The sequence below is a fragment of the Caldifermentibacillus hisashii genome, assembly GCF_039654145.1.
Classification (GTDB): Bacteria; Bacillota; Bacilli; order Bacillales; family Caldibacillaceae; genus Caldifermentibacillus; species Caldifermentibacillus hisashii.
Genome location: NZ_CP155467.1, coordinates 353,697 through 379,517, shown reverse-complemented (window position 1 = coordinate 379,517; position 25,821 = coordinate 353,697). Strand labels below are relative to the sequence as shown.

Sequence of the window (25,821 nt, the reverse complement as noted above, 5' to 3'; positions counted from 1 at the left end):
TATCTTAACAAACATCCGCTTCTCCAGTAGGTAAAATAGTAACCCCCGGACCGGGATGACAGGTGAAAATCTTTTTAACAGAAGGGATTTGCTTTAATTGATCATAAACTTTTTGCTCATCTTCCGGCAAACAAAGTACTTTCACATTCGGGCCGGCATCCATGGTAAAATATGCCTCTATTCCTTGTGAACGCATGTTTTGAACTGCTTCCATCACTTCCATGGTCGCACTTTGCCAATAATAAAACGGCGGATTTGCTCCTAATGTTGTTGCATGCATTTTTAGCGCGTTTCTTTCAGCGATTTCACCAAGCAGAGTAAAATCACGGAGCTCAAGTGCATGTTTCAATTCTGATAAATCATGCTCGACCGTATCTAACCAGCCTTGGTAAAAAGGGGAAGTCTCTACTGTCCGCTTCATGCCGGCACGACTTAGTACTTTTTTTCTATTCGTGGCTACCATAACAGACAAAACGGCTATTGGAAAATCATCTTCGTGCAAAATCGGAACGGCAAAAGAATCAGAGCCGTCTTCCTTCACCCCTTTTTGCCATTCAACAAAGCCGCCATAAATGGAACGGCAGGCTGAACCGGACCCAAGGCGGGCAAATTGGGATAATTCCTGTGGGTGTAAGTTCAGACCAATGGCTTTTGTAGCGGCAGCGGCCAAAGCAGCATAACCCGATGCGGATGAAGCAAAGCCGGCTGCTGTCGGGACATGATTTTCAGAACGGACCACAGCAAATAGATGTTTTTTCGCGAATTTTCTAATTGCACTCAAATAGTTCGAAACTCTCTCTGTATCCGTATGATCAGCCTTTTCACCATTTAAAAAAAATACATCTTCTGTCAACTTTTCATCAAACTCCACAGTTGTAACGGTATAAAATGTATCAAGTGTAACCGACAAGCTGCTATTCATGGGTAAAATCAACGACTCGTCCCGTTTTCCCCAATATTTAATTAATGCGATATTCGTATGGGCCTTAGCGGTTGCTTTCAATGTTTTCACCCCATTCTTCACAGGACAGTTGTTCGCTGTCTTGTTCCACTTTAAAAAACCATGTCTCCGTCGCCCCGGCTTCACGTAACCTTTTACATAGCATCGATGCGTGGTCCCCGTTTTCGGCTAACGCGATGATGCAACCTCCCCGACCGGCACCCGTCAACTTTGCACCAAGGGCACCTTCATTTTTTGCAACGTTTACCAAATGGTCAATAGGTTCATCACTAACGCCTAAGTTTTTAAGTTCAATCTGTGCTAAATTTAACAATTCACCTAATCGCGACAGGTCCCCTGCCATCAGTACATCTTTCGTTTCTCTCGTATATAAACCTAATAAATGAATCGAATGCTCGATATGCTTCGGGTCTTGTTTTCGTTTTGCTAAAATACTCGCCACTGCAAGTTTTGTATTCCTAATTTCGCCCGTATCGGCAACAACAAGATAAAAAGGTTTTTGGATGAAGAGCGGTTTTGGCATAAAGCCTTTTTGAAACAAAATCGGAACATCGCTAAACACCGTTTCCATATCAATACCACTCGGATTTCCATGAGCATATTTTTCAGCAATATTACCAAGTGTCTTTAATTTTGTTTTTGTCAGTGGAGTTGCAAAATAATTGGAAAGCCCGCGTACGATCGCCATGGCTGTTGCAGCGCTGGAACCAAGACCTCGTGCGATCGGAATATTAGATATTAGTGTTATCTTTAAATTTGCTTGTTTTTGTCCTAATTCCAATAAAGTTTCATTGATACATAGGGCTAGCCCCTTCATACGTTCAGGAATTCGTTCAAGTGGACCTGTATATTTTTCACTTTCAAATAAAATCTTACCATAAGAATGCTCAACGATACAGGTTGCCGATAACGTAGGAAAAGGAAGAGCAATCGCCGGCTCACCGTAAACAACCGCATGTTCTCCGATTAAAATGACTTTACTGTGAGCTGTTCCGACTGCACGTTTCTCTGAATGATGCAATACAATTCCCTACTTTCAAAAGGATTCTCCGCTACCCGGCTAAAACGGATACTAGCCATGGTGCAGAATATAACACCATAAATTGTACACCAAAATTAACGCCATAGCGACTTAAAGTGCCGGAAACAATCCCGATTAATAAAACACCGGCAATATTTAGCCAGCCTGCATCCATAAATGCAAGCAAGAAAACAAGGGCAACAAATAATCCCAAAATGGCTTCATGGGGAATCCATTTAAAGACAAAGGCACAAATTTCATTGGCGTATTTAATAATAATGACATATGTGAAAAATAAAGAAATACCTACACCTATGAAAATCGCCCAAAGAAAATCAGTGAACGATAAAATATGATGCAAATTATGATCCAATGTGAATACAGGCGGTGCATTGAACAACGGATTGGCAGGGCCGAGTGCCACGGAAGAGAGCGGAAAACCTAAGGCAATCAACGGGATTAGTGACCCGGCAATATAGGTAGCATTTGCCAGAGCCTCCATACAACTAATGGCAAGGGAGGATCTTTTCACGGGTTCTTTTTCTTGTTTTGAAAATAATTCGCCAACAAGCGTCGTCACTCCAACCGCACTGAACATAAATGTAATGGTACCGACGAGCGATGCAATTGAGCTCATCCCGACTTCCTTTTTTGTTAAAATTTTAAATGGGTTCGGGAATCCTTTCTCTTTTGCTGATTTTTTTAAAATAATTTCTTTATGATGATGGCGGATGAGTTGTTTTCTTCTTTCTTTACTTAATAAGTCAAGCAATGTAACAATGACAGGACCAATGGTAATACCGAGAAAAAAAGAGATAAACACATTTTTATTTTCCGGTACAATTCCAAGGTCCCAATATAAGTGTCTTAGTCCTTGTATCAGTAAAGCAAAGGGGATGATGATGATCAAAGACAACCAGCGATTCGTTGAAAGTAATGCCAATAAAACCGCCCCGGCAAACAAAATCGGATTGGCATACTCATTGATCCGTTCAGCAAAAGGAACTAATACACTTGCCAATAATAAACTGACCGGAACAGAAACGAGGGTGCCGATTACGGAACCGGACATCATTTTCTTTATACTCGTTTCTGATTGTCCATATTTTTTTAAAACAAGGGCATGCTCAACCATTGGTGTCGCCATCACGCCACCGGGTATCCCGGCAACGGCTACCGGCACCGAATCGGTTAATTTATGAGCAATAACCGCAGCCATATAAAAGGTAAGGACGACAATCGGTTCAACACCGGCCAAGACAATGGCTAACGTTATCGGCGCAATCACTGCCGTTTCATCTGTACCGGGGACGATGCCAATAATTGTATAAATTGCCGTACCGAGAATGGCGGCAATAAGCATTTGTATAAGTAAATTTACATCCATCTATTTACCTTCCTCTGTTTCGATTAAATTCCGTTTTGGTTTTATGATAACACTGCAAATAATAAACCCGATTAATGCACCCGACAATCCAAAGAATAACGGTTTAGGCGGATCATTCGGAGCCAGTAAATAAGCCCCGAGGGTCATGATACTGCAGATAATGAAAGAAATCACCAGGTCTTTAATGCTTACAAAATCCTCCCACACTTCCACATATTCGGAATGGTCCTGTGTTTTTTGGTAAGTTGGATCGGCTTTTGATTTTGCCATGTGCATCTCCTTTCCGGAAAAACATACTGCTTCTTTTGGTAGTTTCAGTATTTTCCACTATTTGTATACAGCTCGTTTAAAGCCACTTCCATTATAGTGATATTGATAATCATTTTCAATTATTTATTACAGAAAGAGCCGGGTATTTTGGGCTAAACTATTTGGGGGAAATAAAAAGCACAAAAATGTTCTTGAGACACGCTCTATTAGACAATTTTACATATAAAATGCACCAATTTGTCCATGAGACTCGTTCTATTGGACATTTTTTCGAATAAAATGCAGCAAACTGTCCATGACAACCTCTCTATTAGACATTTTTCGATTAAAAGGGCACCAATTTGTCCATGAGACACGCTCTATTAGACAATTTTTCGAATAAAATGCAGCAAACTGTCCATGACAACCTCTCTATTAGACATTTTTCGATTAAAAGGGCACGAATTTGTCCATGAGACACGCTCTATTAGACAATTTTACATATAAAATGCACCAATTTGTCCATGAGACTCGTTCTATTGGACATTTTTTCGAATAAAATGCAGCAAACTGTCCATGACAACCTCTCTATTAGACATTTTCCGATTAAAAGGGCACCAATTTGTCCATGAGACACGCTCTATTAGACAATTTTACATATAAAATGCACGAATTTGTCCATGAGACTCGTTCTATTGGACATTTTTTCGAATAAAATGCAGCAAACTGTCCATGACAACCTCTCTATTAGACATTTTCCGATTAAAAGGGCACCAATTTGTCCATGAGACACGCTCTATTAGACAATTTTACATATAAAATGCACGAATTTGTCCATGAGACTCGTTCCATTGGACATTTTTTCGAATAAAATGCTTCAATCTGTCCATTACAACCGACCTATTAGACAGTTTTACAAATAGAATGTACCAAACTGTCCATTACATCCGCCCTACTAGACATTTTTACAAAAAAAACACCAAACTGTCCATAAAGCTAATTCCCGCCATAACCTTCTCATGTATAAAGCCTATAAAAAAAATCCCCCACTTTTTAAAGCAGGAGATTCCGCTATGCTTTCTTTTATAATTGTTGTGCATACAACCCTAGTTTCTTCAATTTTTCCGTAACTAGTTCTTTTTCATGGGTGGTGAGACCGCCCATAATTTTGCTCATCGCCTCTTTATGCTTTGGAAAAATATCCTCCATTAATTTTTTACCCTCGTCTGTAATCGAAGCATAAATAACCCGGCGATCAGTCGGACATGCTTTTCTTGTTAAATAACTTTTATTCTCCAATTTATCAATAACATAGGTAATGCTACTGGAGGCCAGCAAAATTTTTTGTCCAACTTTTTGAATCGGTTGATCACCTTTATGAAAAAGCAATTCCAAAACGGCAAATTCAGTCAAATTCAGTCCATATTCCTTGACATTCTTGACAATTTGCTTTTCAATTGCTTCAAATGCTCTTGATAATACGATAAAGAGTTTTAAAGAAACATCTTGGTCTCTTTCCACATTTTTGTTACTCATCGTATCAGATCCTTTAATAATAATATCTCGAAATCGAAATAATTATACTAACAGTTAGGCAAGTTTGTCAAGGTAAAAGCAATGAAACCGGCACATCTATATTTTGTTACGCAAATTATTTGCTATACTATTAAGGAAGAGATTTTTCATTCCAGCAACACATAGGTTGAAAGGAGTATTCGATGAAATCATTAATTATCGCAGAAAAGCCGAGTGTCGCACGGGAAATTGCCCGTGTTCTCGATTTGCGTGAAAAACATAAATCTTATATCGTGGGAAAACAATATATCATTACTTGGGCCCTTGGTCATCTTGTGGAACTAAAAATGCCCGAGAACTATGACCCGAAATATAAAACTTGGCGCCTGGAGGATTTGCCTATCATCCCGGATAAAATGGGTTTGAAGGTCATCAGGCAGACAAGTCATCAGTTTAAAGCAATTGAGGGACTCGCAAAACGCCAAGATATAAAGGACCTTATTATTGCTACTGATGCCGGTCGGGAGGGTGAACTGGTTGCCCGTTGGATTATTGAAAAAATTCATTGGAGAAAGCCGATCAAACGACTTTGGATATCTTCTGTCACAGACCGGGCCATTCGTGACGGTTTTAACCAGTTAAAACCGGGAGAACAGTTTGAGAATCTGTATCAGTCCGCTGTATGCCGGGCTGAAGCAGATTGGCTCATTGGTTTGAACGTATCACGGGCATTGACAACAAAATACAAGGATCCGCTCTCAGCCGGCCGGGTGCAAACACCTACTCTGTCACTCATTATCGACCGGGAAAAACAAATTCAAAAATTTGTCCCGAAAAAATATTGGGTCATCAAAGCAAAATGCGGTTCTCTTGTAGTCGAATGGGAAAAGAACGGGGAAAAACGGATATTCGATAAAGAACAGGCGGAAAAAATGATTACCAAACTAAATGGTCAAAAAGCCGTTGTCACCGAGATCAACACAAAAGAAAAAGCAGAACAACAGCCGCTTCCTTATGACCTGAACGAATTACAACGGGATGCGAATAAACGATACGGTTTTTCCGCCAAAAAGACGTTAAGCGTATTACAAAAATTATATGAGGAACATAAATATGTCACCTACCCAAGAACCGACTCCCGCTATTTAACGACAGATATGGAAGCAACGATGTATGAGCGGTTAACCGGCATTTCTTCCGCCTATAAAGAGGAAGTCAAACCACTTTTGGCAAACAGAGGGAAAGTGATTGCCAAACGCGTATTTAATAACGAAAAAGTGTCAGATCACCATGCAATTATTCCCACTGAAGAAAAAGTCCATATAAATGATCTGTCGTCGGATGAGCGGAAGATTTACGATTTAATTGTTCGGCGCTTTTTAACAATTTTTTATCCGCCGTTTAAATATGAAACGGTCCAAGCGCAGTTCAAGGTAAATGGCGAAACCTTTACAGCAAAAGCAAGGAATATTAAAGATTGGGGTTTTAAAAAAATTCAAGGTCATGATGAGGAAGAACCGGCACACAATAATCTTCAAACATTAAAAATAGGACAAAACGATTCCATCCGGGGCATTCAAATGGAAGAAAGATTGACAGAGCCCCCGCTCCGTTATTCGGAAGCCGATTTACTCGGGCAAATGGAAAAATACGGACTCGGAACACCGGCGACACGAGCTGAAATCATTGAACGCTTGGTTGAAACGGAGGTCGTCGAACGGCAAAATGGTCGGTTTTATTCAACCCAAAAAGGCCGTCAGCTAATGGACCTTGTTAATAAGGACTTGAAATCACCGGAATTGACAGCGAAATGGGAAAAGGAACTGGAACTGATTGCGCGAGGTAAAGCCAATCCGAAACAGTTTTTGAAAAATATTCGCAAGCAAACAGAGGCGCTCGTCTCGGAAATTAAACAAAGTGACAAACAATACCGTACGCCAAACTTAACCGGTTCGAAATGTCCGGAATGTGGGTCATTTTTGAAAGAGCGGAATACAAAAGACGGGAAGTTCCTTGTCTGTTCCAGTTTGGATTGCTCATACCGGCGCCGCAAAGAGCCAAAGTTGTCCAACCGAAGATGCCCGCAATGTCATAAAAAAATGGAAATTCATGAAGGAAAGGCTGGTCTGTATTTCCAATGCCGGAATTGCAATATCGTTGAAAAAGCCGAGGAAAAGAAAATGGCCGTAAACAAACGGGAAGAAAGGAAACTTTTGCAAAAATATACAAAGAAAGATGAATCCTTTGGCACAAGTCTCGGCGATTTGTTGAAAGCAAAATTAGAGGGGAAAGAATAACCGGATCTTACAAAGAAGGCTTAGGATCATCACCTAAGCCTTTTCTCTTTTTATCTATTTCGTTAACTCTGCAAATTGGGCTTGCGTTACATTCGCTAATTGGTGCGGGTCCATTACTATTTGCATGCCGATTTTTCCGGCACTTACGACGATTTCCGGTAAATGTTCAGCACTGGCATCGATAAAAGTTGGGTAGTTTTTCTTCATTCCAATCGGTGAACAGCCACCGCGAATATAGCCGGTCCATTTTTGCAAGTCCTTTACATGCAACATTTCCAGTTTCTTTTCTCCTGCTGCTTTTGCTGCCTTTTTCAAATCCAATTCTTTTTCAACCGGAATGACGAACACATACAGATTTTGTTCATGATGGGTGACTAATGTTTTAAAAACGGATTCCGGTGGCCGCCCGACTTTTTCTGCAACAGCCATGCCATCAATTTTTCCATCATTTGCATCATATGACAATGTTGAATAGGGGATTTTATCTTTATCCAATATTCTCATTGCATTTGTTTTCATGCTCATTTTCACATTACTCCCTTTTAATATGTAACTCTGAAATTAAAATTTCCAAAATAACGTTTCAAACCGACTCCCGCTCCGTTCAATGACGCCACTTTATTCAGAAGTTACGTCAAGTCACCAATCCGGTTGTTTTCAGCCGACGCTCCAACAATACTAGCCGCCAACTGTTTATAAACAAGCGTCAAACCACCAATCCGAATGTTTCAACCCGGCTCTTCCTCTCGCTTCATCCAATAGCACCCCGGATATCATACTCCGCCAAATCAATCTCAAACTCCCGACCGGTCACTAAACATGCGAGCTGACTGCCGAGAAAAGGGGCCATTGTTAATCCAGAAGCACCTAAACCATTTGCCAAATAAAGCCCTTCATAGCTTGGTACTTCACCAATAACCGGGAGAAAATTTGGTGTAAACGGACGGAAGCCGACTCTGACATCGATAACTTCTCCGTCTTGAAGACCCGGTGCAACTTCAAATGCCTTTGAAAAAATTTCATGTAGACCACCGGCTGTTACACGAAGGTCGAATCCGGTATGATTTTCATGGGTAGCTCCGACGACTACCTCACCGCCATCAAACGCCAAGATACTTTGGTCACCGGGCGGCATAACAACCGGCCAAGAGTCAGTAAGTTGATTTCTCAATTTCAAATGAACAATTTGACCTTTTTGATAAGTAATTAACAAGCGGACTCCCAACGGTGCAAGAAGTTCATCTGCCCATGCCCCGGCTGTGATTACCACACAATCACCCGCAATCAATTCCTTACCAACCTTAACACCTTGAACAGTTCCATTCCCACTTACTAACGCTGCCGAACCATTTACTATGTTTGCCCCATATTTTTCAGCACTGCGTAACAATGCATCCCGTAATGCTCGACCATTCACACGGGCAGCTCCACTGATATGTACCGAAGCATATCCCTTTTTCAGCAATGGAAACATATTTTGTGTCTCCTCTTCTGTTAACATTGTAATTTCCCCTATTTCCGGTGCATCTTCTTTCCGTATTCTTGCCCGTTCTTCCATTTGTTTCAACTTTTCGATATCCGTATGAATGCTAATTGCCCCAACCTGTTTATAGCCGGTCTCTTGTTCCTCATCATCTTGTAATTGCTTAATAAGCCGGGGATAATAAGCCGCACCTTTTTTTGCCAACCGATACCACGCTTTATTCCTTCTTTGTGATAACCAAGGACAAATCATTCCCGCGGCGGCATCTGTTGCCTGACCCGCGTCTTTTCGATCAACAACTACGACATCGGCGCCCAATTTTGCTAAATGATAGGCAGTTGCCGCACCTAAAATTCCTGCACCAATTACGATATACCTTGACACTACACATCCTCCATTTCTCAAAAAATGACCCTCTTTAATACTTTTTCTGTAAAAACTTTATTAAAAAACATGGGAATAGCGACAAGTCCGCTAAAATTACTCCATCTATTTTAGCCCATATAAAAAATATCAAGAAAAACCCGAACTGGATTGTAAGATTTTTCCTAGCCAGAATTAAATTAAAAAAGTATAATTATAATTAAATTCATTTTTATTATTTCTCGACATCGTAATTGTTGTTTGATTCAGAAAACATTATTATTCATTGGTTAACACCCAATTATATAATACATATTTTATGTTTTACAGATATAACCCGGAAACTTTTTTGGATGCTAATCATATTATTTTTTCCTATTATACTACTTTACCCGTGCGAATCGCGACTTGTAGATCGTCAAATGAAAGGAATCTTTCGAGTATGCCCTTATTCACGCATCGAATATTCTTAATATTTCCAGCAGCAGTTAAATTAGCTTTATTGTTAGAAATGTATGATTAAACAGAAACAGTATCAAATCTATCACAGAGGTGTCAATATGAAACATTTTTTCAATTTTAAAACAATTAACAAGAAAATTATTGTCGGTTTTACGGTTGTTATCCTAATCAGCTCACTGTTAGTTGTCTATAATCTATTTTCCTTTTACGCAACGAACAAAAAAACTGAAGATATTGTGGATCAACAACTTCAATTCGTCATTGCGAATGATCAATTGGCATACAATGTTTCCGAAAGATTAGCTCTCGTTAGAGGATATATTCTATATGGTGATAATGATTACCGTAAAAAGTTTAATCAATATACCGGTGAAAGTAAAAACATACAGGAACAAATTTTGAAAATCGACAAGTCCAAAGAGGTAAAAGATCTTTTTGCTAAACAAGAAAATTGGGAAAGAGTTATTGTTCAAGATGTATATACAGAACTATCAAAGGGAAATGAGGAACAGGCTTTAAAAACATTATCTGAAAAAGTGGAACCATTATCCGATGAATTAGTTACCGCTTATTCAACACAATCCGAAAAACGACAAAAAGAAATAAATGATATGGGCGATCAAATTATACATAGCGGGCAGACAAGTATGATGATTAGTGTAATTATTTCTATCATTGTAATCATTTCGAGCATTATTGTTGCCTTTTTTACCGGCAAGTCCATATCAAAACCGATTAAGCTTGTTGAAGAACGAATGAACCTGATTGCGAGTGGAAATTTAAGCGGGAAACCTTTGGAAACACAATTACTTGATGAAACTGGTCATCTTATCCAGTCGACAAATCGGATGAATTTGCAAATGCGGGAATTAATTTCCAAAATTAAATCTGTCTCCGATACCGTTACTTCTCAAAGTGAGGAATTAACCCAGTCAGCTAATGAAGTAAAAGCAGGTGCGGAACAAACGGCAGTCACCATGCAAAATTTGGCCGCCAATGCAGAAACACAAGCAAATCGTGCCGAACGCTTATCATCGATTATGAAATCTTTCCATGAAAAAGTAGAAGCAGCAAATGATAATGGAGTCCGGGTTGAACAAACATCGAAACATATTTTGGAAATGTCCAGTGAAGGCGGTAGACTCATGTCTTCATCAACTGCTCAAATGGAAAAAATTGATTCGATTGTCAAACAAACGGTAGAAAAAGTTCAAGGACTTGATACCGAATCGCAAAAAATATCAAAATTGGTTTCCGTCATTAAAGAGATTGCCGACCAAACGAATCTATTAGCCTTAAACGCAGCAATAGAAGCAGCAAGGGCCGGAGAACATGGTAAAGGATTTGCAGTTGTCGCCGATGAAGTTAGGAAACTGGCTGAACAAGTATCTTTTTCCGTCAAGGACATTACAGGAATTGTAGCTAATATTCAAAATGAGGTCAGTGAGGTAACAGATGTGTTGGAAGAAGGATACACGGAGGTTGAACAGGGCACTTCACAGATCAAAATGACAGAGGAACGTTTTAAACAGATTAATCTGGCTATTACTGAAATGGCAAATCATATTAAACAAATATCAATGAATCTGGCCGAAATTGCCAACAATAGTGAGGAAATGAGTGTCTCTGTTCATGAAATTGCCGCCACCGCCCAAGAAGCAGCTGCCGGTATTGAGCAAACTTCTGCCTCCTCCCAACAAACAAGCAGTTCGATGGAGATTATTACCGAAAGTTCAAATCTCCTTGCAAAACTGGCAGATGAAATGAATAAGCTAATCGGTACATTCAAGCTTTAAAGAAAGAAACTTTATCAGCGGGGATTTTCCATCTCCACTGATTTTTTTAATGATACGCAAATCCCGGTAGTTTTTTTACAAGTTAAAATTTCCAACTACGTCGAATTCGCTTCTTTGCAGGAAATTGATACTTTCCCTCTCATATAAAAAATCACCTCCAAAAGCCATGGAGGTGTCTATAAAATCAAACAAAAAGGGATAACCATGTGGGGATGGAGGGTCCCCAAATGGAGGAACTAACATGACAAACTTAATCAAATTGCTCTTCTTCAGTTGATAATTTCAAGCTGAGTTGAGCTACTACCATCTTAAACAATTTGCTCTTCTTCAGTTGATAATTTCAAGCTGTTGTCGAGCTACTACCATCTTAAACAAATTGCTCTTCTTCAGTTGATCCTTTCAAAGCTGTGGTTGAGCTGCTACCACCGGTAACAATGGTGGCTACTTCATCAAAATAACCTGTTCCAACTTCACGTTGATGTCTTGTTGCCGTATAACCTTTATCTTCGCTGGCAAATTCTCTTTGCTGGAAGTCACTATAAGCAGCCATGCCGCGATCACGGTAGTCATAAGCCAATTCAAACATACTGTGGTTCAAAGTATGGAAGCCGGCCAAAGTAACAAATTGATACTTGTAACCCATTTTTGCAATTTCTTTTTGGAACTCGGCAATTGTTTTTTCAGGCAATTTTTTCTTCCAGTTAAATGATGGTGAACAGTTATACGCCAACAGTTTACCCGGGAATTTTTCATGAATCGCATCCGCAAAACGTTTTGCTTCTTCCAAATTCGGCTCGGAAGTTTCACACCAGATCAGGTCGGCATACGGTGCATAAGCGAGTCCTCGGGAAATAGCTTGCTCTATCCCGTCTCGTACATAATAGAATCCTTCCGGCGAACGCTCACCTGTTAAAAATTCATGATCATAAGGATCTACATCACTTTGTAATAGTTGAGCTGCGTTTGCATCTGTCCGGGCGATTAACACAGTCGGTACATTTAATACATCAGCTGCAAGACGGGCTGAAATTAAATTACGAACGGCAGATTGCGTTGGTAATAATACTTTACCACCTAAATGGCCGCATTTTTTCTCAGACGATAATTGATCTTCAAAGTGAACGGCTGCAGCACCGGCTTCAATCATTGCCTTCATTAATTCATAAACATTTAACGCACCGCCGAACCCTGCTTCAGCATCAGCAACAATTGGAACGAACCAATTTGTATCGTCACGACCTTCAATGCTGTCAATTTCATCAGCACGCTGTAAGGCTTGATTAATCCGTTTTACAACATTTGGAACGCTGTTTGCCGGATATAAGCTTTGATCCGGATACATTTGTCCGGCCAAGTTGGCATCAGCTGCAACTTGCCAACCGCTGACATAAATGGCTTTTAAACCGGCTTTCACTTGTTGAACGGCTTGGTTACCGGTTAAAGCACCAAGGGAATGAATATAATCTTCTTCATGTAATTGTTTCCAAAGAAGTTCAGAACCCCTTTTTGCCAAAGTATGTTCAACGAGTACTTTTCCCCGCAGACGAACAACATCTTCTGCCGTATACGGGCGGGTAATTCCTTTAAACCTTTCTGAATTCCAAATCTCTTTTAATTGTTGGATTTGTTCAGCTTTACTACTCATTGTGATTTCCTCCTAAGAAAATGTATTTATATTAATTTTTAAAAAAACCAAGAATAATAGACTACGAATTAATCCAGCTTTTCATATCCGGGAATGGTCAAAAATTCAATGAACTCTTCCTGCTCGATTAATTCTCTAAATAGTGCTGTTGCTTCTTCAAATCTGCCTTGTTTAAATCGTTCTGCACCAATTTCTTGCTTAATCTTTTCCAATTCTTCCTCAATCATTTGATCAACCAGCTCAAACGTAACTTTCCGACCATCACTTAATATTCCTTTTGGATGGCGAATCCATTGCCATACTTGAGCCCGGGAAATTTCAGCAGTAGCGGCATCTTCCATCAAGTTATACAGTGGAACCGCCCCTTTTCCCATTAACCAAGCTTCAATATATTGAATCCCGACACTGATATTGGTGCGGAGTCCGGATTCGGTAATGTCTCCTTCAGGTACTTCCACCAGCTGCTCAGCGGTAATTTCAATGTCATCCCGTTTCCGAACGATTTGGTTCGGTTGCGGCATATATTGGTCAAATACTTCCTTGGCAACCGGAACGAGACCCGGGTGGGCGACCCAACTTCCATCGAAGCCGTCTTTCACTTCTCGTTCTTTATCCTTGCGCACCTTTTCAAATGCAGACGCGTTGGCAACCTCATCATTTTTAACCGGAATTTGGGCAGCCATTCCGCCGATTGCCGGGGCATTCCGCTTATGGCAAGTTTTTGCCACATAAAGTGTATAGGCACGCATAAACGGTACTTCCATTGTCACTTGGGAACGGTCCGGTAATATAAAATCCGGGTGTTTCCTGAACTTTTTGATCGTACTAAAAATGTAATCCCAACGACCGCAATTCAATCCGGCACTATGTTCTTTTAATTCATACAAGATTTCATCCGCTTCAAATGCTGCTGTAATTGTTTCGATAAGTACGGTTGCTTTAATCGTCCCTTGAGGAATGCCAAGTTCTTCTTGGGCAAATACGAAAACATCATTCCAAAGACGGGCTTCTTTTGCATTTTCCAATTTCGGTAAGTAAAAATAAGGTCCGGACCCACGCTTAATCAATTCTTTTGCATTGTGATAGAAAAATAGACCGAAATCAAAGAGACTTGCCGAAATTGGCTCCCCATCAATTAAAAAATGTTTTTCTACCATATGCCATCCTCTTGGGCGAACAAGTAAAGTGGCCATTTCATCTTTTAATTGATACACTTTACCGTTTGGCGCCGTAAACTGTAACGTTCTTCGGATAGCATCCCGTAAATTCCTCTGCCCTTGTATCGTATTGGCAAATGTCGGTGCGTTTGCATCCTCAAAATCGGCCATGAATACTTTTGCTCCCGAGTTAAAGGCATTGATGACCATTTTCGGATCCCCTGCAGGACCGGTAATCTCTACCCGTCTGTCTTGCAGATCTTTTGGAATTGGTGCAATGGTCCAGTCCCCTTCACGAATAGCTTTCGTCTCTTCTAAAAATGTTGGTTTCTTGCCTTGGTCAAATTCCTTTTGTAATTCTTCACGGAGTTGCAACAATGATTTTCTTTTTTCTTCAAAACGTTCATGCAATTTCTCTAAAAATGCTGCTGCATCGTCTGTTAAGATTTCAGATTTTTCATATTGCAGTCTTTCCTGAATCCTTTCCATTTCTACACCCCTTTGTCACATCTGAATACTTGGTAAAATTTTGTCCACACATATAGAACTATGAATCTATAAATCATCCACACCTACATCCCGGTGAATGTTGCAGTGGAGATTTCCAAAGAAGTTTTAAAACTAAAATCTTCATTCCTTGATGCGTGTCCACTTCGCCGCTGGAGCATTCATCCGTTATGTACACCGCATTGGTTTTCAATGAAATTCATCTCCCACCTGAATACTCACACATCGAGGTGGGAGTCTTTCCGCCCGAGGTTGGTAAAGTAAATTCTGTTATATTACAAAGAAGCCGATTGACTTACAGATTCCGATAACATTTCTAAGTGCCTAAGTTTAATCCAATAATCCTGTACCATTACAACGGGAACAATCAACAATACCTGAATCATGACAATGATCGCAATGAGCATGATTTGACTTCTTTTCCAAATGGCAAGTACAAGGCATTTCTCCGTTCCCTTCACAAGTTGGACAATTCATTATAAAATCCCCTTTCATGTTTTTGTATTACTACAGTATCTTTATTTATTAATTATTATATAACAGATTTCTGAAAACGCAACCCCTTTTTAGAAAATTCTTTCGACAAAATGCAAAATTTTTTTGGAGGTCACTGAAATACTATTGCTCACACAATATATAGTAAGGTGAACCGCAAAAATAACACTAGATACAGTATTCAAAAAGTCATCCTTCATATTTTTCAGCTGTCTTTTTTTGCCCGCATTTGTTTTTTCCAATTTGAAATGTTAAATGATTCCCTTAAAAAATGATAAACTATTTATGAATTACTATGGAAAAAGAAAGGATTGGCCACGTATGAAACCAGCAATCCGCTTTGAGCAAGTGAACTATTCTGTTGATGGTTTACATGTTTTAAGAAATATAACCGGTTTTTTCCCAAAAGGTAAAATAACCACACTTGTCGGGCCGTCCGGTGCAGGAAAAACAACACTGTTTCGCCTGTGTAACGGGCTGAAGTCACCGGATTCCGGGGATATTTTTATTAATGAGAAGCATATCAAGGAATATGACCCGGTAACATTAAGACGAAAAGTTGGACTGGCCCTGCAAAATGCTACGATGATTGATGGAACGGTTTTCGATAATTTATCACTTCCGTTAAAATTACAGGGGAAACAATTGGAAGAAGCTGAGGCAAAAAGGTTACTGAATTTAGTTGGATTAGAGGAACAGTTTTTATCTCACGGTGCAAAGGATTTGTCAGGCGGGCAAAGGCAAAAGGTATCGATTGCCAGAACTTTGGTGAACCGCCCAGAGATTCTCCTCCTTGATGAAATTACCTCTGCCCTTGATCGTATCTCCCAACAAGACATTGAAGAATTAATTATGAACATTAATAAAAAATTTGGCACAACGATTATTTGGATTACCCACAATCTTGATCAAGCTGTAAAAGTAGCAGACTATACCTGGGTAATGATAGCCGGGGAAGTTGTTGAAACCGGAGATATCTCTGTATTAACAGCGCCGAAAAATGAACGGGTCAAGCTGTTTGTAAAGGGGGAAGAGAATTGAGCTTTTTAAATCTTACACTTTCACTAATCTTTGTTCTTATCCCGCTTATTTTATCGAAAACATTAAATCTTGGTTTAGAAAAAGATACAATTATTGCCGTTGTCCGGTCGATTATTCAACTTCTGACAGTGGGATATATTTTACATTTTGTTTTTACATCCAATGATTATCTATATATTATTTTAATGATTGGTCTAATCATCGGTGCTGCTACGGCGAATGCCCGTAAAAAAGGAACATCGATCCCCGGCATTACCGGCAAATTAATTTTTACCTTTCTGTTTGTGGAATTGTTAACACAAGGGATTTTGTTAGGATTCGGGATTACACCGCCAACCGCCCAATACCTGATTCCAATTAGCGGGATGATGGTCGGCAATTCCATGGTGCTTGCCATTTTGTTTCTTAATCGGTTTGCGTCGGAAGTCCACGCTTACGAAGAGGAAATTGAACTTATTTTGTCGCTTGGCGGGACTCCGAAACAAGCCATTCATCGGCAATTGATTACAGCCATTAAGGCAAGTACGATACCAACAATTGAAAGTCAAAAAACGATGGGACTTGTTCAGTTACCGGGGATGATGAGCGGTCAAATTATCGCCGGTGCCGACCCGATCCAGGCGGTACAATTCCAATTATTAGTTTTATTTCTTTTGCTTACCACTGCAGTTATTACTAGTGTTTTATTAGGGTTCTTATCCTATCCGACTCTGTTTAACCAGAGAATGCAACGGGTAAAAGAAGTAAACCCCACGGATTAATCGTGCCGTGGGGCTGTTTTATGCTCATATCCAATACTCTTTGTTCCATTAAAAGTCATTGACTGTTTTTATTGGCTACAGCTGAAGCCTCTTTCCAATACATTGCCATTGCTGTGCCAATAATTAGCACAATCGTCGAGAAATAGTACGGGAAATTTAAATTAATGTCAAATAACATGCCGCCGACAATCGGACCAAATATATTCCCAAAACTTGTAAATGTTGAATTCATTCCCCCGATAAATCCTTGATCATTTCCGGCGACTTTCGACAAATACGTTGTAACCGCCGGACGAATTAAGTCAAAACCGGCAAAAACGATAAACGTGACCAATAAGATTGAGAAATAATGATTGACTATGGTCATGACAAAAACAACGATGGAGGAAAACAGGAAACACCAACGTATTAACCGGATTTCTCCAATTTTTTTCGTTAAGTAATCAAATAAAAACACTTGGCCAACAGCACCAATGATTCCACCGCCCATAATAATGATCGCAATATCTTTTGGTGAAAATCCAAATTTATGATCAATAAATAGACTAAATAACGACTCAAATGCTGAAAGTCCAAATGAAGAAATAAAGATTAATAACAATGGTATGAAGTAAATTGGTTTAAACGCGACTTTCCATGTTGTGGATTGTGAATGTTCCGGAACCTTTGTCTCCTCTAATCTTTCCGGTTCCTTCAATAGGATAAAGGATAAGATTGCGGCAAAAACACCTAAAAAACCCGCTACATAAAACGGTAGCCGTGCACTAAATTCAGCTAAAAAACCACCGAGTCCCGGACCGATAATAAATCCGGTATTAATGGCTGCAGACATATATCCTAACGCTTTCGGTCTCTCATGTGCCGTCGTAATATCAGCAATAAATGCGGTAACAGCCGGCATGATAAAAGCACTGCTTAAACCGCCGAACATACGAGAAAGGAATAAGACTTCCACTGTTTTTCCGATTCCAAATAAAAATTCCGACAGGCCGAAGATAACCAACCCAATTACAATCATTCGCTTCCGTCCATAACGGTCTGCCCATCTGCCGGCAATGGGAGAGGATATAAGTTGAACAAAGGCAAATACAGCCACCATATACCCTACAACTGCCCCATTGATTGACAGTTCATTCATTATCGTTGGTAAAACAGGAACAACTAAACCAATTCCTAAAAATGCTAAAAATAAATTTGCTAGTAAAATACTTAATGTGACTTTCTTTTTCTTATCCATACTTACTCCTTACATAAAATCTTCAAATATCGTATCTCTATCTTAAACGATAACCAATGAATAATAAAACCTTAAAAACCCTAATTTTAATTATATCAAAAAAGATGCTGTACTTTGCAGCATCTTTTTTCAATATCGCTTCATTACCCATCAAGGCTCAAGTTAACCTTAAATGAGCGGGAATTCGATTATTCCCTGTTTGTTCGTTGAAATAACCAGACATATACGGGCAACGGATTTGAACCCGCCACCCCTACGGCCCGAACGTAGTGCTCCAGTTAAATAACCAGTTACGGGCAAGCCCCTCTCAGCCATAGGTGTGGTGGTTTTACGGCCCGAAAAGGCGGGATAAAATGAAGTCATAATTCTTTTGTTTTACCGATGAATTTTCGGTGATTTTCCGTACGCTCTTGTTCATACAACCAGACGACGATAACGAGACAGGCCAGCGCTACTTCGGAAAGTGCCATAAATGCGATCGAATATTGTCCGGTAATATTATGAACGGCAGTTAAAACTAACGGCGGGAAAAAACCACCAAGTCCGCCCATGGCTGAAACAATTCCATTTACGACACCGGCTTGTTTTGAAAAATAAAGCGGGACAAGTTTAAACACTGTTCCATTACCAATTCCTACGAATAATGCCACAGCCAAACAACCTACCGTAAACAATTCAATATTTGGCGAAAAGGCAAGAATAACTGCTGACAAGGTCACCGCGATAAATGTAAACATTAAAATAATAAATGAATTGAATTTATCCGCCAACAACCCGCCTATCGGACGCATAAGTGTCGCAAGTGCAATGAATCCTGCCGTCCGTATCCCGGCATCAACTGAATCTAAATTGAAATTGTTAACCAAAAAGTTAGGTAAGAACATGGTAAACGCAACAAACGCACCGAATGTAATGAAATAAAACAAGCTTAGAAACCAGAGAGTCGTATTTTTGCATACACTTTTAAGTTGCTCAGCCATTGATTGTTTTACTTTCACTTCTTTCCGGTCGCCAAATATGAAGTTAAAAACGATAAAGATAAGCAATAAAATTAAATAAAGTTGTGCTGTTTTTTGCCATCCAAGTGATTGAGCAATAATCGGAGCGCCAAAAGTGGTAATCGCAGTTCCGGCATTGCCTACCCCATACACACCATTAATAAAACCTTGCTTTTCTTTCGGATAATATTTTGGCAGTGATGTAACACCAACAGAAAAAACTGCTCCGCCAATTCCAAGGAACAACCCACCAATGACTAAATCAATAAATGAATTTGCCACGCTAACATAAAAAACCGGAAACAATAATACAGTAAAACTTATCATAAATAATTTACGTGCACCAAAACGATCGGTGTAAAAACCAATAGGAATTCGTAAAAGCGAGCCTAAAATAACCGGGATCGCCGTAATAATTGAAACTTGGCTTTCTGTTAATGGAATATCTTGCTTAATGCTAGGGATTAACGATGAAATTAAAACCCACATCATAAAGCCCGTTACGAGTGAAGCTGTTTGCAATGTTAACTGAATCGATGGTTTTCTCATCGGAAAAATCTTCCCTTCTTAAAAATTTTTTATATTTAACGGATTTAGTTTTTATTTATCTTTATCTTAAAAGGTAAAAAGGTGGTATTTGTGTGATGTACATCACATTTTCACCGTTCATATGGTTCATTTTGTGACCACTTTTTGAAAAATAAGAAGAAAAGCGCAGAGCGCCCGCTTAGCGACGTACAAACTGGAGCGCCCCGCAATGAGATAAAGGAAACACGGTGAGGGACGAGCCGATGTTGACTTATCGTAGTGGAGGGGAGTGAAGTTTGCTAGTCGCTGGCGCTCGGAGCTAGACAATAAAACTGATCCCGAGTTATTTACCTGTATTTTTATACTTTCTTATACTATGAAAAGACAAGGATTGCCTCTTATTGTTCTCTTCCGTTTCTCACCTAGGGAAACCAATAAATCGGCGAAACCCATTCTCGTCACCATTTTTTGAAGAGAAAGCGAAATACCCACCCATCTTTTGGATGCGAAACTTAAGTTGTTATATTCAAATCGTACAAACTCTCTTTTTCCTCAGATAAATTCATCTTGTAATAATTTCTACTTTTTCACAAAACCTTCTCTACAAATACTATTATCCACTTTCCTGTGATGTACTTCACAACGAAACCACTTACCTCAATGGTTAAATGATAATAGCAAATACAAAAACACTTACTTTTACAAAAAAGGGAGGATTACGATGAAAAAGAAGGCTTCTCCACTTTGGCAAAGATTCAAATATTTGAAACCGGTAGAGACCTACGCCGACAACCATAGTCAATTGCAAGTCGGCAATCGTGATTGGGAAAATGTCTACCGGAGAAGATGGCAGCATGATAAAGTCATCCGTTCCACACACGGTGTCAACTGTACGGGATCATGCAGCTGGAATATTTTTGTGAAAGACGGCATTGTCACTTGGGAAGGTCAAAGTCTCGATTACCCGACAACAGGCCCGGATATGCCGGAATTTGAACCACGTGGCTGTCCAAGAGGAGCCAGCTTTTCCTGGTATATTTACAGCCCGCTCCGGGTGAAGTATCCGTACATACGGAAAAAACTGCTTGATTTATGGAAGGAAGCAACCGCTACCTATGATAATCCGTTAGATGCCTGGAAGTCGATTGTCGAGGATAAAGAAAAAGCCAAACGATATAAACAAGCACGTGGAAAGGGCGGCCTTGTTCGTACGAGCTGGGATGAAGCCGCAAGAATTATCGCCGCATCTACTCTTTACACAACTTTAACGTACGGTCCGGATCGAAATGTCGGCTTTTCACCAATTCCGGCGATGTCGATGATTAGTTACGCATCCGGAAGCCGCTTCATGCATTTAATGGGTGGCCCAATGTTAAGTTTTTACGATTGGTATGCCGATCTGCCACCGGCTTCCCCGCAAATTTGGGGGGATCAAACCGATGTACCGGAAAGCTCGGATTGGTATAACTCAAACTACATCATTACTTGGGGTTCAAACGTTCCATTAACCCGGACACCGGATGCCCACTTCTTAATTGAAGCCCGTTACAAAGGGACAAAAGTCATCTCGGTTAGCCCTGATTATGCCGAGTCAACGAAATTTGCCGATGAATGGCTATCGGTCAGACAAGGGACTGACGGTGCGGTTGCGATGGCCATGGGACATGTCATTTTAAACGAATTTTACCATCAAAATAGGACCACCTACTTTGAAGAATATGCGAAAAAATATACCGATCTTCCATTTGCTGTTCTTTTAAAAAATAAAAATGGAACGTTCACACTAGACAGATTTCTCAACGCAAAAGATCTTGGTATTGACTCTGCCAATAATGAATGGAAACCGGCGATGTTTAACAAAAAAACCGGTGACTTCTCCATTCCACACGGCACCATGGGCTCTCGCTGGGATGAGCAAGGTAAGTGGAATCTCCATTTAGTTGATGAACATACAGAGGAACCAATTGAACCTGTTTTAAGCTTTTTAGGTATGGAAGATGAAGTGGTTACAGTCGATATGCCATATTTTGATGAACAAGGAAAGCGAGCAATTCCACGAAATGTCCCTGTAAAAAAAATTGAAGTCGATGGAAAAACCGAATATGTCACATCCGTTTATGACCTAATGCTGGCCAACTACGGAATTGATCGCGGCCTTGGCGGAGAAGCAGCAAGTTCTTATGAAGACCTCACGCCATACACACCGGCATGGCAAGAGCAAATTACCGGAGTCGACGCTGAACTTGTTATAAAAATCGCTCGTGAATTTGCCCAAAATGCCATTGATACGAAAGGTCGCTCAATGATTATTGTCGGTGCCGGCATTAACCATTGGTACAACGCGGACACGATTTATCGTGCCATTGTCAATCTCGTTCTTTTAGTCGGTGCACAAGGCGTGAACGGCGGTGGTTGGGCTCATTATGTCGGACAAGAGAAATTACGTCCGGTAGAAGGCTGGAACACCATCGCAATGGCAAAAGACTGGCAAGGACCACCGAAACTGCAAAACGGAACATCTTTCTTCTATTTTGCTACCGAACAATGGCGCTTTGAAGAACATCCGGTCAGTGACTTGGCTTCCGCAACTGTGGAAAAAGCAAGATATCAGCACCCGGCCGACTATAATGTCCTGGCCGCAAGACTCGGCTGGTTACCGTCCTACCCTACTTTTAATAAAAACGGGATTGACCTATACAATGAGGCAGTTGAGGCAGGTTGCACAACAACTGAAGAAATCGGTGAGTATATCGCAAAACAATTGAAAGATCGCAAGTTGCAATTTGCCATTGAAGACCCGGATAATCCGGTTAACTTCCCGAGAAACTTATTTGTTTGGCGGGCCAACTTAATTTCCAGTTCTGGAAAAGGCCATGAATATTTCTTAAAGTATTTACTCGGTACCTCCAACGGTTTACTGAATTCTGATGAAGACAGTATTCGGCCGGAAGAAATTAATTGGCACGAAGAAGCCCCGGAAGGAAAAGTAGATTTACTTGTGAACTTGGAATTCCGGATGTCCGGCACGGCTCTTTATTCCGATATTATTTTACCGGCCGCCACTTGGTATGAAAAACATGACCTTTCAAGTACCGATATGCACCCATTTATTCATCCATTTAATCCGGCGGTCGCATCACCATGGGAAGCAAAATCAGACTGGGAAATTTTTAAAACGATCGCCAAAGCTGTGTCCGATATGGCTGAAGAAATTGACCTGGAACCGATGAAAGAAGTTGTGGCCACTCCTCTACAGCACGACACTACTGCCGAAATGGCCCAACCTTTAGGAAAGATTCGCGACTGGTCAAAAGGCGAATGTGAACCAATCCCGGGGCAAACAATGCCGCAAATTCATGTAGTCGAACGAGATTACAAACAAATTTACAATAAAATGATTGCCCTTGGTCCGAATGTGGAAAAACAACCATCCGGCGGTAAAGGGATGAATTGGAGTCTGGCAAAGGAATATGACGAATTGAAACGTCGGCTGGGAACGATTAACAATGGCACAATTGCAGACGGTTGTCCGGATATCAGTGACGCAAGAAATGCTTGTGAAGCCGTGCTTACCCTCTCATCTACATCAAACGGAAAAATTGCCGTTCGTGCTTGGGAAGCATTAGAAAAGCAAACGAATTTGGAACTGAAGGATTTGGCTTTAGACCGTGAAGGCGACCTGATGACCTTTGATAAAATAACCGCACAACCACAAACAGTCATCACATCCCCTGCATTCAGCGGATCGGAAAAAGATGGCCGGCGGTATTCACCGTTTACAACGAATGTCGAAAAAATGATCCCGTTTCGCACGATTACCGGAAGACAATCGTTTTTCCTTGACCATGACATGATGAAGGAATTCGGGGAAGCGATGGCGGTTTACAAACCGATTTTGAACCAAAAGCCATTCAACTCAAATCGACCGGAAGCGGAAGGCAAAGAAATTACATTAAATTACCTGACACCGCACAACAAGTGGTCCATCCATTCGATGTATTTTGACTCGAAACCAATGCTTAACCTATTCCGTGGCGGTCCGACCATTTGGTTAAACAAAGATGATGCAGAAGAAATTGGCGTGGCTGATAACGATTGGATTGAATGCTTCAACCGAAATGGGGTTGTCGTTGCCCGGGCAGTTGTCTCGCACAGAATCCCGAGAACCGTTGCATTTATGCACCATGCCCAAGATCGTCATATTCATGTCCCGGGAACAAAACTCACGCAAAATCGTGGCGGTACCCATAACAGCCCAACCCGCATTCATATGAAACCAACCCATATGATTGGCGGGTATGCCCAATTAAGTTACGGGTTTAACTATTACGGACCCACCGGAAACCAGCGTGATTTAAACGTTGTTATCAGAAAATTAAAGGAGGTTGACTGGCTTGAAAGTTAAGGCACAAGTAGGAATGGTTATGAACCTTGATAAATGTATCGGCTGCCATACATGCAGTGTCACCTGCAAAAACACGTGGACCAACCGACCGGGTGCAGAATATATGTACTGGAATAATGTCGAAACAAAACCCGGTATCGGTTACCCGAAACAATGGGAGGATCAAGACAAATATCGCGGCGGCTGGGAGCTAAAAGACGGTGAACTTGTTTTAAAATCAGGATCCAAAGTAAATCGACTGTTAAACTTATTTTACAATCCGGCTCAACCGGAATTGGATGATTATTTTGAGCCTTGGGACTATGACTATGAAACATTAACAAATAGTCCGGAACGAAAACATCAACCGGTTGCCCGTGCAAAATCGTCTATCACCGGAGAATTTATGGACCTTGAATGGGGTCCGAACTGGGAAGACGATTTAGCCGGCGGACATATTACCGGGCTTCGTGACCCAAACGTCGTCAAAATGGAAGAATCAATCAAAACCGAATTTGAAGATGTGTTCATGATGTACTTACCGCGGATTTGTGAACATTGCATCAATGCACCTTGTGTTTCTTCCTGCCCATCCGGTGCGATGTACAAACGGGATGAAGATGGGATCGTTCTGGTTGACCAAAATGCTTGCCGCGCTTGGCGTTATTGCGTAACAAGCTGCCCATATAAGAAAGTTTATTTTAACTGGAAAACAAACAAAGCAGAAAAATGTACATTATGCTTCCCGAGAATCGAAAACGGGCAACCGACCATTTGTTCAGAAACTTGTGTCGGTCGGATCCGTTATATTGGGATAATGCTTTATGATGCAGATAAAGTAAAAGAAGCCGCATCCGTTGAAGATGAAAAACAACTGTATCATGCACAACTTGGCATCTTTTTAAATCCAAACGATCCGGAAGTCATTCAAGCTGCACTTGCAGAAGGAATTCCAATGGACTGGATTGAAGCCGCACAAAAATCCCCAATCTATAAAATGATTATTGATTGGAAAATTGCTTTGCCGCTTCATCCGGAATATCGCACGATGCCAATGGTTTGGTATATCCCGCCTTTAAGTCCAATCATGAACACGATTGAAGGAAAAGGAAGCAATGCAGACTGGTATGATATTTTTCCGGCCATTGATGACATGCGGATTCCTATTGAATACTTAGCCAATCTGTTGACTGCCGGTGATACTGCGCATATTCGGACTGTCTTGAAGAAAATGGCGGTGATGCGTAGTTACATGCGTGCCCAAACGACCGGAAAAGTTTTTGATACCGAAATTATTGATGAACTCGGTTTAACGGAAGATGGCATTAAACAAATGTATCGGTTGCTTGCGATTGCCAAATATGAAGATCGCTTCGTTATTCCAAAAAGCCATAAAGAAGAAGTTCAAGACTTGTACGATGATCAGGGTGCTTGCGGCTTAGACTTTGCTGGCGGACCTGGTGGTTGTGGGGTTCTCGCTTAATTTTAATTCAACAAAAGGGCTTTTAAATATGGAGCCCTCCCCCTAAAAAAG

18 protein-coding genes are annotated in these 25,821 nt (G+C 40.6%); 6 read left to right on the top strand and 12 right to left on the bottom strand.

Annotated features, from left to right (window positions below; all coding sequences use genetic code 11):
* Nucleotides 1-4: 4 nt before the first annotated feature.
* The 5 genes from mvaD to NSQ14_RS01900 form a co-directional block, all read right to left on the bottom strand.
* Nucleotides 5-1,003, bottom strand: a complete 999-nt coding sequence (gene mvaD / locus NSQ14_RS01920; RefSeq protein WP_346216802.1) for a diphosphomevalonate decarboxylase — start codon at nucleotides 1,001-1,003, stop codon at nucleotides 5-7.
* On the bottom strand, nucleotides 987-1,982 hold the full coding sequence (gene mvk, locus NSQ14_RS01915; protein ID WP_041903325.1) for a mevalonate kinase: 996 nt from the start codon (nucleotides 1,980-1,982) through the stop codon (nucleotides 987-989). Before mvk ends, mvaD begins: the two co-directional genes overlap by 17 nt.
* 31 nt (nucleotides 1,983-2,013) lie before the next feature.
* Complete coding sequence (locus NSQ14_RS01910) at nucleotides 2,014-3,369, bottom strand: tripartite tricarboxylate transporter permease (protein WP_041903324.1); 1,356 nt, start codon at nucleotides 3,367-3,369, stop codon at nucleotides 2,014-2,016.
* Nucleotides 3,370-3,639, bottom strand: coding sequence for a hypothetical protein (locus tag NSQ14_RS01905; protein ID WP_034767503.1), 270 nt, complete (start codon nucleotides 3,637-3,639; stop codon nucleotides 3,370-3,372).
* Nucleotides 3,640-4,701: 1,062 nt separating this feature from the next.
* A complete protein-coding gene (locus tag NSQ14_RS01900; RefSeq protein ID WP_034767493.1) occupies nucleotides 4,702-5,154 on the bottom strand; it encodes a MarR family winged helix-turn-helix transcriptional regulator in 453 nt (150 codons plus the stop codon).
* A gap of 182 nt (nucleotides 5,155-5,336) precedes the next feature.
* Here NSQ14_RS01900 and NSQ14_RS01895 point away from each other — a divergent pair, with 182 nt between their 5' ends.
* The gene (locus NSQ14_RS01895; RefSeq protein ID WP_346216801.1) at nucleotides 5,337-7,430 is read left to right on the top strand and encodes a DNA topoisomerase III; all 2,094 of its coding nucleotides are present in this window, start codon (nucleotides 5,337-5,339) and stop codon (nucleotides 7,428-7,430) included.
* Between the two features lie 54 nt (nucleotides 7,431-7,484).
* Here NSQ14_RS01895 and ybaK read toward each other — a convergent pair whose 3' ends face one another.
* Together ybaK and NSQ14_RS01885 are read right to left on the bottom strand one after the other, a co-directional pair.
* Complete coding sequence (ybaK, locus tag NSQ14_RS01890; RefSeq protein ID WP_034767488.1) at nucleotides 7,485-7,955, bottom strand: Cys-tRNA(Pro) deacylase; 471 nt, start codon at nucleotides 7,953-7,955, stop codon at nucleotides 7,485-7,487.
* Nucleotides 7,956-8,181: 226 nt separating this feature from the next.
* Nucleotides 8,182-9,297, bottom strand: a complete 1,116-nt coding sequence (locus tag NSQ14_RS01885) for an NAD(P)/FAD-dependent oxidoreductase (RefSeq protein ID WP_269920136.1) — start codon at nucleotides 9,295-9,297, stop codon at nucleotides 8,182-8,184.
* Between the two features lie 539 nt (nucleotides 9,298-9,836).
* Between NSQ14_RS01885 and NSQ14_RS01880 the strand changes: the two genes are divergently transcribed.
* Nucleotides 9,837-11,534, top strand: a complete 1,698-nt coding sequence (locus NSQ14_RS01880; RefSeq protein WP_034767483.1) for a methyl-accepting chemotaxis protein — start codon at nucleotides 9,837-9,839, stop codon at nucleotides 11,532-11,534.
* Nucleotides 11,535-11,901: 367 nt separating this feature from the next.
* Here the strand turns inward: NSQ14_RS01880 and aceA are convergent, their stop codons facing one another.
* The 3 genes from aceA to NSQ14_RS01865 form a co-directional block, all read right to left on the bottom strand.
* Complete coding sequence (aceA, locus tag NSQ14_RS01875; protein WP_034767479.1) at nucleotides 11,902-13,179, bottom strand: isocitrate lyase; 1,278 nt, start codon at nucleotides 13,177-13,179, stop codon at nucleotides 11,902-11,904.
* Between the two features lie 68 nt (nucleotides 13,180-13,247).
* A complete protein-coding gene (aceB, locus tag NSQ14_RS01870) occupies nucleotides 13,248-14,825 on the bottom strand; it encodes a malate synthase A (protein ID WP_346216800.1) in 1,578 nt (525 codons plus the stop codon).
* A 293-nt stretch (nucleotides 14,826-15,118) separates the two neighbouring features.
* A complete protein-coding gene (locus NSQ14_RS01865) occupies nucleotides 15,119-15,250 on the bottom strand; it encodes a hypothetical protein (protein ID WP_268753563.1) in 132 nt (43 codons plus the stop codon).
* A 409-nt stretch (nucleotides 15,251-15,659) separates the two neighbouring features.
* Between NSQ14_RS01865 and NSQ14_RS01860 the strand changes: the two genes are divergently transcribed.
* Nucleotides 15,660-16,379, top strand: a complete 720-nt coding sequence (locus NSQ14_RS01860; protein ID WP_034767470.1) for a phosphate ABC transporter ATP-binding protein — start codon at nucleotides 15,660-15,662, stop codon at nucleotides 16,377-16,379.
* On the top strand, nucleotides 16,376-17,140 hold the full coding sequence (locus NSQ14_RS01855) for an ABC transporter permease (protein ID WP_346216799.1): 765 nt from the start codon (nucleotides 16,376-16,378) through the stop codon (nucleotides 17,138-17,140). The genes NSQ14_RS01860 and NSQ14_RS01855 overlap by 4 nt, the downstream gene beginning before the upstream one ends.
* Nucleotides 17,141-17,195: 55 nt before the next feature.
* Here NSQ14_RS01855 and norA read toward each other — a convergent pair whose 3' ends face one another.
* Together norA and NSQ14_RS01845 are read right to left on the bottom strand one after the other, a co-directional pair.
* Nucleotides 17,196-18,377: a multidrug efflux MFS transporter NorA gene (norA, locus tag NSQ14_RS01850; RefSeq protein WP_034767467.1), complete on the bottom strand. Its 1,182-nt coding sequence runs from the start codon at nucleotides 18,375-18,377 to the stop codon at nucleotides 17,196-17,198.
* A 359-nt stretch (nucleotides 18,378-18,736) separates the two neighbouring features.
* Nucleotides 18,737-19,924, bottom strand: coding sequence for a nitrate/nitrite transporter (locus tag NSQ14_RS01845; RefSeq protein ID WP_034767465.1), 1,188 nt, complete (start codon nucleotides 19,922-19,924; stop codon nucleotides 18,737-18,739).
* Between the two features lie 700 nt (nucleotides 19,925-20,624).
* Here NSQ14_RS01845 and NSQ14_RS01840 point away from each other — a divergent pair.
* Together NSQ14_RS01840 and narH are read left to right on the top strand one after the other, a co-directional pair.
* The gene (locus tag NSQ14_RS01840) at nucleotides 20,625-24,308 is read left to right on the top strand and encodes a nitrate reductase subunit alpha (RefSeq protein WP_346216798.1); all 3,684 of its coding nucleotides are present in this window, start codon (nucleotides 20,625-20,627) and stop codon (nucleotides 24,306-24,308) included.
* On the top strand, nucleotides 24,298-25,770 hold the full coding sequence (gene narH, locus NSQ14_RS01835; RefSeq protein WP_034767461.1) for a nitrate reductase subunit beta: 1,473 nt from the start codon (nucleotides 24,298-24,300) through the stop codon (nucleotides 25,768-25,770). The genes NSQ14_RS01840 and narH overlap by 11 nt, the downstream gene beginning before the upstream one ends.
* Nucleotides 25,771-25,821 lie beyond the last annotated feature (51 nt).

Bases quoted from the DNA above. Each gene is read 5' to 3' on its own strand.
- NSQ14_RS01910 (WP_041903324.1), bottom strand. From the start codon at position 3,369: ATGGATGTAAATTTACTTATACAAATGCTTATTGCCGCCATTCTCGGT.
- NSQ14_RS01905 (WP_034767503.1), bottom strand. From the start codon at position 3,639: ATGGCAAAATCAAAAGCCGATCCAACTTACCAAAAAACACAGGACCAT.
- NSQ14_RS01900 (WP_034767493.1), bottom strand. From the start codon at position 5,154: ATGAGTAACAAAAATGTGGAAAGAGACCAAGATGTTTCTTTAAAACTC.
- NSQ14_RS01895 (WP_346216801.1), top strand. From the start codon at position 5,337: ATGAAATCATTAATTATCGCAGAAAAGCCGAGTGTCGCACGGGAAATT.
- ybaK (WP_034767488.1), bottom strand. From the start codon at position 7,955: ATGAGCATGAAAACAAATGCAATGAGAATATTGGATAAAGATAAAATC.
- NSQ14_RS01880 (WP_034767483.1), top strand. From the start codon at position 9,837: ATGAAACATTTTTTCAATTTTAAAACAATTAACAAGAAAATTATTGTC.
- aceA (WP_034767479.1), bottom strand. From the start codon at position 13,179: ATGAGTAGTAAAGCTGAACAAATCCAACAATTAAAAGAGATTTGGAAT.
- aceB (WP_346216800.1), bottom strand. From the start codon at position 14,825: ATGGAAAGGATTCAGGAAAGACTGCAATATGAAAAATCTGAAATCTTA.
- NSQ14_RS01865 (WP_268753563.1), bottom strand. From the start codon at position 15,250: ATGCTCATTGCGATCATTGTCATGATTCAGGTATTGTTGATTGTTCCC.
- NSQ14_RS01860 (WP_034767470.1), top strand. From the start codon at position 15,660: ATGAAACCAGCAATCCGCTTTGAGCAAGTGAACTATTCTGTTGATGGT.
- norA (WP_034767467.1), bottom strand. From the start codon at position 18,377: ATGGATAAGAAAAAGAAAGTCACATTAAGTATTTTACTAGCAAATTTA.
- NSQ14_RS01845 (WP_034767465.1), bottom strand. From the start codon at position 19,924: ATGAGAAAACCATCGATTCAGTTAACATTGCAAACAGCTTCACTCGTA.
- NSQ14_RS01840 (WP_346216798.1), top strand. From the start codon at position 20,625: ATGAAAAAGAAGGCTTCTCCACTTTGGCAAAGATTCAAATATTTGAAA.